18 protein-coding genes and 2 pseudogenes are annotated in these 11,659 nt (G+C 36.6%); 16 read left to right on the forward strand and 4 right to left on the reverse strand.

Annotated elements, in window-relative coordinates:
- The 3 genes from ACMFKV_RS06555 to ACMFKV_RS06565 form a co-directional block, all read left to right on the forward strand.
- On the forward strand, positions 1–502 hold a 502-nt coding region (locus ACMFKV_RS06555), incomplete at its 5' end, for a hypothetical protein (RefSeq protein ID WP_413154821.1).
- A 171-nt stretch (positions 503–673) separates the two neighbouring features.
- Positions 674–1,009 carry a hypothetical protein gene (locus ACMFKV_RS06560; RefSeq protein WP_413154822.1) on the forward strand — a complete coding sequence of 112 codons (336 nt, stop codon included), beginning with the start codon at positions 674–676 and terminating at the stop codon, positions 1,007–1,009.
- Positions 1,010–1,282: 273 nt separating this feature from the next.
- Positions 1,283–1,816, forward strand: coding sequence for an antA/AntB antirepressor family protein (locus ACMFKV_RS06565; RefSeq protein WP_332060797.1), 534 nt, complete (start codon positions 1,283–1,285; stop codon positions 1,814–1,816).
- 595 nt (positions 1,817–2,411) lie between these two features.
- Here ACMFKV_RS06565 and ACMFKV_RS06570 read toward each other — a convergent pair.
- The 3 genes from ACMFKV_RS06570 to ACMFKV_RS06580 all read right to left on the reverse strand — a co-directional run bounded on the left by ACMFKV_RS06570 (position 2,412) and on the right by ACMFKV_RS06580 (position 3,943).
- Entirely contained in the window at positions 2,412–2,840 is a 429-nt protein-coding gene (locus tag ACMFKV_RS06570) for a type II toxin-antitoxin system HicB family antitoxin (protein WP_413154823.1), read from the reverse strand.
- A 511-nt stretch (positions 2,841–3,351) separates the two neighbouring features.
- Positions 3,352–3,645, reverse strand: coding sequence for a HigA family addiction module antitoxin (locus ACMFKV_RS06575; protein ID WP_413154824.1), 294 nt, complete (start codon positions 3,643–3,645; stop codon positions 3,352–3,354).
- A 16-nt stretch (positions 3,646–3,661) separates the two neighbouring features.
- The gene (locus ACMFKV_RS06580; RefSeq protein ID WP_413154825.1) at positions 3,662–3,943 is read right to left on the reverse strand and encodes a type II toxin-antitoxin system RelE/ParE family toxin; all 282 of its coding nucleotides are present in this window, start codon (positions 3,941–3,943) and stop codon (positions 3,662–3,664) included.
- A gap of 189 nt (positions 3,944–4,132) precedes the next feature.
- Between ACMFKV_RS06580 and ssb the strand changes: the two genes are divergently transcribed.
- The 12 genes and pseudogenes from ssb to ACMFKV_RS06640 all read left to right on the forward strand — a co-directional run bounded on the left by ssb (position 4,133) and on the right by ACMFKV_RS06640 (position 10,827).
- Positions 4,133–4,576: a single-stranded DNA-binding protein gene (gene ssb, locus ACMFKV_RS06585; RefSeq protein WP_413154826.1), complete on the forward strand. Its 444-nt coding sequence runs from the start codon at positions 4,133–4,135 to the stop codon at positions 4,574–4,576.
- 10 nt (positions 4,577–4,586) lie between these two features.
- A complete protein-coding gene (locus tag ACMFKV_RS06590) occupies positions 4,587–5,156 on the forward strand; it encodes a hypothetical protein (RefSeq protein ID WP_413154827.1) in 570 nt (189 codons plus the stop codon).
- 131 nt (positions 5,157–5,287) lie between these two features.
- Positions 5,288–5,485: a type II toxin-antitoxin system HicA family toxin gene (locus ACMFKV_RS06595; RefSeq protein ID WP_332060805.1), complete on the forward strand. Its 198-nt coding sequence runs from the start codon at positions 5,288–5,290 to the stop codon at positions 5,483–5,485.
- Positions 5,485–5,880 carry a type II toxin-antitoxin system HicB family antitoxin gene (locus ACMFKV_RS06600; RefSeq protein WP_413154828.1) on the forward strand — a complete coding sequence of 132 codons (396 nt, stop codon included), beginning with the start codon at positions 5,485–5,487 and terminating at the stop codon, positions 5,878–5,880. The genes ACMFKV_RS06595 and ACMFKV_RS06600 overlap by 1 nt, the downstream gene beginning before the upstream one ends.
- 49 nt (positions 5,881–5,929) lie before the next feature.
- The gene (locus tag ACMFKV_RS06605) at positions 5,930–6,058 is read left to right on the forward strand and encodes an AbrB/MazE/SpoVT family DNA-binding domain-containing protein (protein WP_332060807.1); all 129 of its coding nucleotides are present in this window, start codon (positions 5,930–5,932) and stop codon (positions 6,056–6,058) included.
- A gap of 184 nt (positions 6,059–6,242) precedes the next feature.
- Positions 6,243–6,470, forward strand: a complete 228-nt coding sequence (gene relB / locus ACMFKV_RS06610; protein WP_413154829.1) for a type II toxin-antitoxin system RelB family antitoxin — start codon at positions 6,243–6,245, stop codon at positions 6,468–6,470.
- Positions 6,454–6,723 (forward strand): type II toxin-antitoxin system RelE family toxin, encoded by a 270-nt coding sequence (locus tag ACMFKV_RS06615; RefSeq protein WP_413154830.1) that lies wholly within the window; start codon positions 6,454–6,456, stop codon positions 6,721–6,723. Before relB ends, ACMFKV_RS06615 begins: the two co-directional genes overlap by 17 nt.
- Before the next feature lie 291 nt (positions 6,724–7,014).
- Positions 7,015–7,407 (forward strand): hypothetical protein, encoded by a 393-nt coding sequence (locus ACMFKV_RS06620; RefSeq protein ID WP_413154831.1) that lies wholly within the window; start codon positions 7,015–7,017, stop codon positions 7,405–7,407.
- Between the two features lie 3 nt (positions 7,408–7,410).
- On the forward strand, positions 7,411–8,001 hold the full coding sequence (locus tag ACMFKV_RS06625) for a hypothetical protein (protein ID WP_413154832.1): 591 nt from the start codon (positions 7,411–7,413) through the stop codon (positions 7,999–8,001).
- A gap of 572 nt (positions 8,002–8,573) precedes the next feature.
- Positions 8,574–9,305, forward strand: a pseudogene (locus ACMFKV_RS06630) (antA/AntB antirepressor family protein).
- Complete coding sequence (locus ACMFKV_RS06635) at positions 9,302–9,577, forward strand: hypothetical protein (RefSeq protein ID WP_413154833.1); 276 nt, start codon at positions 9,302–9,304, stop codon at positions 9,575–9,577. The pseudogene ACMFKV_RS06630 and the gene ACMFKV_RS06635 overlap by 4 nt, the downstream one beginning before the upstream one ends.
- A 194-nt stretch (positions 9,578–9,771) precedes the next feature.
- On the forward strand, positions 9,772–10,827 hold the full coding sequence (locus tag ACMFKV_RS06640; RefSeq protein ID WP_413154834.1) for a phage capsid family protein: 1,056 nt from the start codon (positions 9,772–9,774) through the stop codon (positions 10,825–10,827).
- Positions 10,828–10,939: 112 nt separating this feature from the next.
- On the opposite strand, the pseudogene ACMFKV_RS06645 reads toward ACMFKV_RS06640, so the two are convergent.
- Positions 10,940–11,104 (reverse strand): annotated as a pseudogene (locus tag ACMFKV_RS06645) (BrnA antitoxin family protein); the annotation flags it as partial.
- 122 nt (positions 11,105–11,226) lie between these two features.
- Here ACMFKV_RS06645 and ACMFKV_RS06650 point away from each other — a divergent pair.
- Positions 11,227–11,659 (forward strand): hypothetical protein (locus tag ACMFKV_RS06650; RefSeq protein WP_413154835.1); only part of this gene is annotated, 433 nt, incomplete at its 3' end.

Raw genomic sequence — 11,659 nt, forward strand, 5'->3', positions numbered from 1 at the left:
TACTTTAAAGCACATTCGTGAAATGACCGCTCCGAGTTTTCCTCTGGTTTTGAAGGACGGCAGTAAGTTAACCAAACAGCAGGAAACGTTTGCTTTAGAGGCTTATGATCGGCTTCAAGAGCTGTTTACAGTGAAAGCTGAAAAAGAGGACATTGCAAAGGCTATTCGCATGCTTACGTGTGGTTTAAAAATAGCGCAAAATGCAGATCATGCGGGGATAGCGCTGACCTATGGAATGGTGCTCGAAACAGTTTCGGCATGGTCACTGATGCGAGCGGTTAAACGGATTTTGTGTGATGAGATAGAAGGTTTATCCGATACGTTTTTTCCAAGTACGCGTGAGCTTGTGAGATTGTGTCGTGATATAGAGAATAGTCTTCTGACAAAAGCGAGGGTTGTTCGCAAGGCTGTTTTGAATACACGTGCAAAAAACGATGAAAAAAAAGAACACTTCCGATCATTTACGCTTGTTCAGAATCAAGAGGAAAAAAGAGCAAATTAGTGCAAAGTGGTGATTATTTGTGCATCAGATCGGCATCGTAATCGACAAAAATGCACCGTACAACGCGATGGAAGATTTTTAGGAGAACAACCATAAAGAATTAAAATCTAAGACCACATTGTACGGTTCAATCTAAGCAAATAAATCCATTAGTAGAAAAGGATTTTAAACATGCGAATTTTAAAACATTTGTTCTTAACAAAATGTAAACAACCAGTGCAAAAAAAGTTTATTGCAACAGCTATTGGTTATGCCCCGTGGGGACTTGGTTGTGCCGAGTATTTTTATAATCTGTATGAGCATGAAGATGGCACAAGAGAGTATGAAGAGTTCGATGGTTGCCAATATCATGACATGCCGAATAATGCAGACTTCAGTACCAAAGCGCAAGTAAAAGCATGGATTTACGGAGGTGCAGTGCCTAGAACTGTTATCAATTATGAACCGCTCATAGATGAGATTAACAAGAGTATTGAAAAGAAAATGAAACAGTCAAATGCTGCTTGACAATAATGCTGGAATATGTTCTGTTTTTGAACAGGTGCCTCAAAAACACCTTAAATCGATAGCGGATAGATTGCCGATACAGTCTCTTTTCCGCACATTAAAGGCTTTGACTCGTTGTGTGTCTATGACATATAGTGGTCTTGTCGGGTGTAGTTACGTCATAAAATACTCTTTATGGGAAAAGCGTAACGACGGACTATCGACCGTGTTTTTGAGCACCCGACACTCCTTTAGAGTGTCAATCAAAAACATCTAATCGATAGGAGTTCAATTATGAATATTCTCATAAAAATATCAGAACAAATGGTTAATCAAGAAATTGTTCAAGTAGTAAATGCACGTGAATTGCATGCGTTTTTAGAAGTAGGTAAAAAATTTGCGGACTGGATTACTGAACGTATCAACAAATACAATTTTACTGAAAATCAAGATTTTATTTGCTTCCCTATTTTGGGAAGCAAAGGAAGAGGCGGTCATAATCGCAAGGAATACCACCTTACCTTAGATGTAGCAAAAGAACTTTCCATGATTGAAAACAATAAGAAAGGTAGAGAAGCTCGTTGCTATTTCATTGAGTGCGAGAAAAGGCTAAAAAGCCAACCTGCTGATTGCGATCGTGACACACGATTTGATTTGCCACACTATTGGGATGAGATGAAGCCTGCTGAAAAGGCTTTGTATCTTTTGGGACCAATCCATGCACGTCTTGTTGAGGCTTTTAGGTTAGAAGAAGAAAACAAAAGCTATAAAGCCTTAATTGCAGAGGCAAAACGAGTTTTAGAAAATCCTGTTACTAAAGCTGCTTAGTTTTATTTAAAGAAATACAAAATACCTTCCTCGTTTTTAAAACGGGGAAGAAATTAAAATAGCTAGAATCATATTTATTTTTAGTTCTACAGCTGAAAAAGAAAGTTAAATCACATTTTAAATGAACATTACTTAAATAAATCGAAATGGTTTCCTGTACGTTCAAATCGTATTTCATCATCACTAATTTTGTAAATCAAAATCTAATCTGGCTCGATATGTATATCTTTAAAACTACACCAGTTTCCTTTTTAAGGGGACGATCTCTATAACGTGAGGTAAAGGCTTTCCTTAAATCCCCAAATTTCAGAATAGATCATTTATATCTTTTGCGATATATACATCTTCTCCTTTGTTGCTTTTTTTCAGTGTCTCAATCGTTAATTTATTAGGATTTTTCATTATTTGGCGAAGCGTTACAAGTAGCTCACCTTGGTTGTGCCATCAGCTAGGATTGCATCAAGGGTAGCTGCTGCTGTTTCAGGATCATTCTGGAATATTTCAGCCATTGCGTCATCATGATTACGGTCTTTCATCTCTATGTTCCTCTTAACCTTAAAAATATCCTTGACTCTTCAAAGGATAGATAGGCAGTTCAAGCCGCATTCTTAATTGTAATAACGACCTGTTTACCAAGAACTGTTAGTGCTTGCTCTAATGTTTGAAGCTTAGTTGGGTAGTTTGGATCAAGAATGCGTCTTGCTTCTGTTTCTTTTTTACCGAGACGGTTAGCTAATTCTGTTTTTGTGATATTAGCTTCATTAAAGGCTTCTATTACTGCTAACTTAAAGGCATTCCAAGCATCTACCGTTACAGCTACCAGTTCGTCATACTGCTGTGGTTTAGGTAAAGGCAGACCGCGCATAGGATAGCTGCGTAATGCTAATCCTAAAGCTTCAGCAGCATTTTCTAATGCTTCAGTTCGATTTTCTCCAGCTGTTATTGCTTCTGGTACATCTGGAAAGGTTATTATAAAGCCGCCATCTGGGTCAGCTTCAAGTTTTGCATAATATGTGTATTCCATACTTTATCCCCCTATAAATTTTTCATTTTATCACAAACGAAACTTTATAAAGGTATTAAATTTTAAATATACACCTTTATTTTTGTTTTAATATTATGCAGAGTAAATAGACTTATATTATTTCCAACTGCTTTTTCACTTTTTTTATATACATAGGAGTTAATTCACCGCTTTTTACGGTAGTTGCCTTATTTCCAAAATACACCGTACAATGCGATCCTTTTCCTCTATTAAACTTCACAGCAAAGGGAACATTTTTTTCTCTTGCCTCTTTCCGTAACAATTTGAGAAATTTTTTTCTATTCATTAAATTTTAAACTCTATATTTCTTTCGCTAGTCAGATTACCATATATACTAAACAAGAAACCAATATCGCACAAAAAAGTTCGACAGTCAATCACAAATCGCAAAAAAAGTTTAAAATAGTTTTTATAGAGGATATTTATTGGGCAGAAATAAGTAGAGGAAATAGTATGAACCAAAACCGAAAGAAACTGTTTTAAATTTTTTCTAAAAATGCCCTGTTTGTTCTAAAGGTGCGACATGTGTGATTGGATTTTTATGCCGTGCTTGCCATAGATCATGCTTTTGTTGCAATTTGAGCCAGAATTCAGCGTCGTTTAAACCAGCCTTTTCCAATCGTAAAGCTAGGTTGATGCTAATTGCTGCATTACAGTTTAAAACACGTGATAAAGTTAAGCGTGCAACACCGAGGCGATGTGCAGCTTCCGTTACAGTTAAACCTAATTCATCCAGCAATTCTTCTTTTAAAATGCCACCAGGGTGTGGAGGATTGTACATCATAATAATACCTCAAATATCAATGATAGTCTTGATAATCAACAAGCTCAACGTCTGTTCCAATGAAGCGAAAAGTAACACGCCAATTTGCATTAATGCGCATTGACCAATAACCTTTTAAATTGCCAGTAAGTTCATGTAAACGATATGATTTAATTGTCACTTGTTCAGGCGCAGATATTGTATCTAAAATCACCAAAATATTTGCTAATTTTTTAGCGTGTGTAGGCTGTATACCTTTATGATCACCTTTCTCAAAGAATAATTTTAATCCTTTATGTTTAAAGCTAACGATTGCCATGTATTTTCCTTTTGATACTTGGCACGATACACGATGAGCTTGTGTAAATCAAGTGTTGGATGATTAGCATTATAAAACATAATGTTATATGTTAATTATTAATAATATAGCATTGAAAATATTGTAAAAATAAGCAGATTATGCTATAATAATTTCCGTATAAAACGCAAATTTAATGGACATAAAAATATGGTAAATAAGGTGACGTTAATCGGACGTCTTGGTGCTGATCCAGAAAGCAAAACAATGGATTCTGGAACAGAGGTGGTCAATTTTAGGATGGCAACTTCCGATAGCTATAAAGATAAAAACACCAATCAGAAAATAGAGAAAACAGAATGGCATTCAATCGTTGTCTTTAATCCTCACATTGCAAAGATTGCTCTGCAATATCTCAAAAAAGGGAGCAAGGTATATATCGAAGGACGATTACAGACACGTAAATGGCAAGATAAAAAAGGTATCGATCGCTATACTACAGAAGTTGTGTTGCCACAGTTTAAAAGTGAATTGTATTTGCTTGATGCAAAGAAAGATAGTGATGCCTCTGATACTACTGTTTCACACTCTACCAATGTAGTGCCGACACAAAATCACACAACCATATCTGCTTATAACGACATTCCATTTTGATTGAGAAAATATGGCAAAAAGAAGAAAACATAAAAAACGTGGACGCCCACGGATTGAAGGATGTATGAGAGAGAAAAACGGACGAATTTCACGTGCCAAAACACCACGTGAGCCTGCTAATCAATTGACTATAGAGATGCGTGCTAAGCACTTTGGCTTGACCATAGAAGAGGCAAAGAACCCACTTTCTGGCACTTATATCGGGCGACTTTGTTTGCTTGGATATAAACAGAATGCAGCAGGCATTAGTCAAGATCAGTATAATGCTGCACAAAAATATCTTGAAGTGAGAAACAATTATTTGTGTGCAAAAGCATTGCCTAGTGCAATTTATGATGAAATGCCTACAACTTCTGATGATGATGCAAGAGAAAAATGGGTCGAAATGGCAACACAACAATTTTTGACCATGCAAGAGGCTATTCAAGAAGCGCAATATTTATATCGCCAACATAATTTTTATGCAGCGCTACAATATCTTGTTGTAGAAGATCAATCATTGTCATATCTCGTTAATTCATTGCGTATTATTCTCAATGCGCTTCATAAACACTTTTCACAAAAACGCATAAAGGTATAAACTTAAAGCAATATTTTGATTTATTGTGCATCATTTTTAGCGCATTTCATTTGTGTTTTACTGTTAAAAAATTGACTTCAGATTAAAAATTGTTAAAGTGTGTAAATATTTACACATAATGAGTGCGTATAGTGGAACAAGATAGCCGAAAGATCATTGCAAAATTAAAGCGTGATGGTTTCGAACTTGTTAAAATAAAGGGTTCACACCATAAGTTAAAAAAAGATGGGAAGGTGGTTATTGTTCCTCATCCTAAGAAAAATCTTCCGATAGGTACGGCGCGTTCTATTGCACAACAAGCAGGCTGGTTAAAAAAAGGAGAAGAATAATGAGAAGATTTTTTGCTCTTGTCCATAAAGATGAAGATTCTGCTTTTGGTGTTCAGTTTCCTGATTTTAAGGGACTTTTTTCTGCTGCCGATCATGAAGAAGATTTAATTGCAAATGCAACCGAAGCTCTTCAACTATATTGCGAGGACATGGATACTTTGCCAATTCCTTTAAAATTTGAAGAAGTAATACAGCAAAAAGCTGTTAAAGCCGCTTTGTTAGAAGGGGCTTTTTTGATACAAGTTCCCTTTATTGAAAATGATGCTGAAGTAGTGCGCACTAATATATCTATTGAACGGGGGCTTTTGCGTGCTATTGATAATTGTGCACAAGAAAGAGGGTTAACAAGGTCTGTTTTTTTGGCAACAGCAGCACGTCATGAACTGAATATTTAGGTAATTAAGTTTAAATCATTTCGTTGGAAATGCTAAGGTTGATTTGATTATGGAATCACAGATATTACCAAGTTACATTCTTGATGAACTGTTAGCTCAATGTGATCCTTTAGCTGATTTCAGTGATGAGGATGTGGAGTGGTTGAATACTAAAGCTGTTGGGAGAGAGCTATTGTAATGAAGTGGGGCAATATCTAGTGAAGTATTACTTGATCCGACTTCAGGTTGCGAGCACAGAGTTTTTATAAGCAAAAGTTGTGTAAGTATTTTACTGTAAAAAAGTGAAAAGCATAATGTGAAACGTTTTTGTGTACAACGCATTGTATTTGTATTACATTGAATACAAGAATGAGGATTCCGTTATGACAATATCTATTCGTTTGCCAAGCGATCTTGAAACGCGCTTGAACAACTTGGCTGTTAAAACAGGACGCACAAAGTCTTTTTATTTGCGCGAGATTATTGAACGTGGAATAGAAGAGGCGGAAGATTATTATTTAGCTTCTAAAGTAAGAGAGCGTGTTCGAAATGGAGATGCTACTTTTTACAGTTCTGAAGAAGTAAGGAAAGAGCTTGGCTTGGACGATTAGATATGAAAAGAAAGCCCTCAATTTTTTAAAAAAATGCGATAAAAAAGAAGCGCGTCGTATTGTTGATTTTTTAGATAAGCGCATTGCTCCCCTTGAAAATGTGCGTGTATTGGGTAAGCCTTTAAGGGGACAATTATCAGGTTTATGGAGGTATCGCGTAGGGGATTATAGGATACTATGCGATCTTTACGACAAAGAGCTTGTTGTATTGGTTTTAGCTGTTGGACATAGAAAAAATATATATACAGATTAAGAAAAATAGACTTTAATTTTTATTGAAAATACTAAATTTAGATAGAAAAAATACAATATTTAGATTTTTATGTTGACATAGCATAAAAAGTCGTATTTAATGACATTACTGCACTGGTTGTATTGTGTCCAGATTTCAGATTTTCCCTTTAAAAATTGGTAAAATATTAAGCCTTAAATGTGGCTAGAGAGCTTGGTTTTCCTAAGGAAACGGGCTCTTTCTTTTTTTCAAATAACAAAAGTAAATAAATGACCAATTATGTCATTAAATAATCTCTTAAAAGGAGTGGCTATGAAAGTAGTAATCACTAAACCAATGTGTGTTTTGGGTGATAATAAAGACATCGTCCGTTTTGAACCTTCAACTCCAGATAATCCATTCGTTGAGACTTCTCATGCGGTGTACTCTCGTCTTAAACGTGCCAATGCTGTGAGGCTTTGTCAGGAGCAGTTTGATGAGCAGAAAGAAGAGACAAAGATAGGTGAGCAAGAGAATACAGAGATTATTGTTTCCGATACAGACGCAGCAGAAAAACTTGATGAGCAAAAAGAGGATACAGAAATAAACGGGAAAGAAGAGAGAGAAACGACTGTTTCCGAAAAATCTAACGTAGTTAAAGATTCTAAATCATCAAAAGTAGTTAAAGCTTCTAAGCCATCAACAGATTCTACAAAGAAGGCTTAGCACTTGAAGTTAACTATTCATCAAAAGTGGTATCTTCAGCAGGTTGAAAATACCTTCACCAATCTTAAAGCACCCCGTCTTAATTGGGCACTTCGTAATGCTGTGAATACTGCGGCAAAGCAAGTTGAGCGTTTTACAGAACGGAAAGTTTCTGAAGTTGCATCAGCCAAAGTAAAACGCGTTAAGAGAGGTGTTTACATTAAATCAAAGGCAACAACGAACTTCCCTGAAGCGGATATTGTTGGTTCAGGAACACCATTGCCTCTTAAATTTTTTAAGGCAAAAGAAACAAAACGCGGCGTGACTTACATGATGTTTGGAACGAAAAAAATTCTGCCTCATGGTTTTATTCAAGGTGGAAAATTTCCCCAGTGTGTTCATTTGAAGATGGGGGGTAACGTGTTCCAAAGAATAAACGGAGACCAATTCCCCATTGCAAAACAAGAGGGGCTCTCCATTGCAGAGGTCATGTCTCAGTCAGAGATTGCAAGTTCTATTGCAGAATATGCCAATGAAAGATTAACCAAAAATATACAGATACAACTTGCTCGTCAGGAGTATGCTGCCAAGAATAAGGCGAGAGCACGTTCTTGAGCGATGTCTATATGTTGTACGTTGTGCTGTTAATTTTTAAGGCAAGATTATCGATGATGTTTTGCGGTTTTAAGAAAAAAGGCAATGAAATCAATAAGAAAGGTACTTCCCAGCGGGTTAGGGAGTGTTGCGGGGCAGGCTAGCGCGAACTATCGCTAGCGACAGAATTTTAAAATTGACTGTACATTGTACACATAAGTCATTGAGAATAAATGTTTTTAATGTGCAGACTGTACAGTTTTAATGCACAGGCTGTACAGCAGAAATTATTTTAACAGGAAACGATTTTCACCTATTGACAATATGGCAATAAGATGTCTATTGTCGAATCAGGTGCTTCAAAAACACTTTAAAAATACACAGCGGAAGATTACCGAAATAATCTTTTCTCGCAAATTGAAAGATTTTGACTCATTATATGCTTGTAGCATATAGTGGTTTGTCGGGTGTGGTTACGCCATACAATACCCTTTATGGGAAAAGCGTAACGGCGGACTGTGTACCGTGTTTTTGAGCACCCGACATCCTCTAAGGGTGTCGATCAAAAACATCTAACTACACAGGAGTTCATCATGAATACCCTCATACCAATATCAAAACAAGCGATTGGATAGGAGACTGTTCAAACAGTTAACGCGCGTGAGTTACATGCGTTTTTGGAAGTGAAAACTAATTTTAAAGATTGGATTATCAGACGCATTCAAGATTATAAGTTTCAAGAAGAGTATGACTTTTGCTCATTTTTGAGCGAAAGTTCAGGAGGTCGTCCTTCTAAAGATTACGCTCTCACTTTAGACATGGCAAAAGAGCTTGCCATGGTAGAGCGTAATGAGAAAGGCAAACAAGCACGACAGTATTTTATCGAATGCGAACGACGTGCAAAGGAAGTATCTGCACTGCAAATTGACTATTCGAATCCTAAAGTTTTGCTCGGTGTCTTAACGCATTTAAACAATGAAAACGAACGTAAAGACACGATCATTGCTCAATTAGAACCAAAGGTAAAAGTACTTGAAGGTTTAACACGTTCCGATGGTTTGTTTGGTCTTACTGAAGCAGCAAAGGTATTAGAAGTACGACCAAAAGACTTGATTGATTACTTACGCGGACATGACTGGGTTTATCGCCGTGCTCCAAGTTCTCCATTGTTGCCTTATCAAGATAAGATCAAGAGGGGGCTTATGGATTGCCCAACCATTACCATTCAAAGACCTGATGGAACAGAGAAAGTGCTTCCTTCAACAAAGATCACCACAAAAGGTTTGGCATGCTTAAGAGAACAAATCCACGGAGGTGTGCAATGAATACTAGTATCGATTCTTTGTGTGACTTGTGGATGGTGTTGTTTAAGCTTTGCAATCGTGATGGTATCGAAGATGAGGAATGCACTGCCATAGTTAATACCATGAGTGCAGTAGAAAAAGCTTTGGTTTCAAAAATCAAGAAAGACACACACATTATTAAACTTTTGGCAGTTCTTACAGATTTTGGGGATTCAGAGTTTCCTCGGGGTATTGATCCTTTATTAAAAACTTACGCTCCTAGTTCAGAAAGCCCACTTACAAAAGTGGCTTAGTCTTACCGTTAAAAAACAAAGGGGGCTGAAATTAAATTTTCAGCCTTTGTTTGTTTACTTCATTACGTGTAATAATAAATGCTTTTTAGTTTTTTATAAGCATCTATTTGAGTTTATAGATAATCCTAAATCAGATAAAATATTTCACTATCATTTATATTAGAGGTGAAATTATAAAAAAAGTTTGTTCGCAAGTGAATATAGAAAAAATTTTAAAGAGAGATGATTTAAACGTTAGAAATCATATTCGTCATTTTGTAACAAGTTTTCCTCATGCTGATAATTGTATTCAGATAAATAAGGATTCAGGAGATGAGATTACTTTTACCTTGAAATTTTGCGGAGACATAAAAGAGGAGAAGCTTTGGGTTAAACAATTTCCGCAGAAGCTGATTGACGATCAAGAGTCGTCAGAGAGTTGTAATTTTTCTGATATGGCTAACGACGGTCTTGATGGTTGGCTTGTCGGATGGATAAATATAATGTTTTTTATTCAGGCATGTGGGTATACAGCGAAAGAGGTAAGTTTTGGAGAGCGATTTATCGACAATATTATGCCTTATCACTATGGATTTAATGAACCAACGTCTCCAAGCAACAAGCGTATTCTTCTGCCAAAAGGGGTAACAAAAGAAGAAGAGTTGGAAAATAAAGATGAACATAAGATGAGTTTTGGATTCATTGATAGAGCTGTAGAAATAGCAAAAAATGCTGATCCTCAGATTAGACCTATACATGTCGGTAATAAGGATATGTATGTTATATATCTTTATCCAACACAAGTTGATCAATTACGTGCTACTGCAGAGTGGAAGGAAAATAAGGTAGGAGAGATAGACGCTAATCTTTTTGAGGGGAGTTCGATTTTCGATGAAGTTAATGATAGAGAAGGTATTAGAGATGTCATTGTAGGTGTGTATAAGGATGTTATCTTGTGTGAATCTTTATATGTAACAAATGGCGTTAAGTTGGAGAATGATGCACCTGTTCGTATTAAAAATGTTCGTCGTGCTGTATTACTTGGTGCACAAAGTGTTTTGTTGGGTTGTGGTAGTTATCGCGAATTAGATGGGAGTGCAGAGGACGATAAAAATGATGATAAACACAAAAGAGTTTTTTCTGTTACCACTAACGCTATTATTGGTATGAAAAAGGCGCGCATCAAAATGCCAGATGGTTCTGAACAAGATTATGGAACCATTGTTATTCCAACTTACGTTGGTGAAGAAGAGATAGAATCCGATTGTTGAAAATCATTGTAAAAGCACGACTTGCGTTAGTTTCTTGTTATTAAAATAGTTTCAAGAGTAATTAAGACTTTGAGCTACTATTGTTTAAGAGGTTAATTGATAAGCGCCTACATTTATGGCGCTTTTCTTCTATATACTTGAAAAAGGAAGCAGGTAAAACTTCTTTAGCTGGTTTTAAGCGTGCAAGTTCTTCATCTGTGAGTGGTGGCGAGTTCACAGCTTCCGAGTCTTCTTTTGTGTAACTATGTACATCTTTAAAGGTTTTTTTGACAGTCATTGAACATCTCTTTGGCTTATACAGTGCTCTTTTGTGTATTTTGCCTATACCAAAAATATGATGCCGTAAACAAATTAAGGCGCACAGTATTTGTATAAACTATTCAAAACGGACAATATGGAATGAACAAGAAGGGTCGTGAGGGGATATCGGTTCGTGCGTTTGCCAAAAAGATGGGTGTGTCTCCCAATGCTGTTGTCTCTCGATTTAAAACGGGCAAATTTGATGAGGCACTTTTTGCGGATGGTTCGGTCAATGAAACGGTTGCGAGAGCCATATGGAATAAGAACCCCACAAAGCGGTTACAATCTGCCAGTCAGACATGTGCAAAGATTAAACAGAACTCCATGAATGGAGCCAATGAATACGAAATCAAACTCAAGAGGATGCAAGTTGCGCTTGAGAGCGAACAGATTGCGCTTGAACGTTTGCGTGAGACAACGGTTGATCGGGAAGAAGTGAAGAAAGCAGCGCATGATTTCGGAAAAGCACATCGTGATGCGATGTTGAATTTTCCCCATCGTTTCGGTGCCAGCATTGCTGCCCAGATTGGGT

The sequence above is a fragment of the Bartonella propinqua genome (assembly GCF_047263965.1).
In the GTDB taxonomy this organism is placed as follows: Bacteria; Pseudomonadota; Alphaproteobacteria; order Rhizobiales; family Rhizobiaceae; genus Bartonella.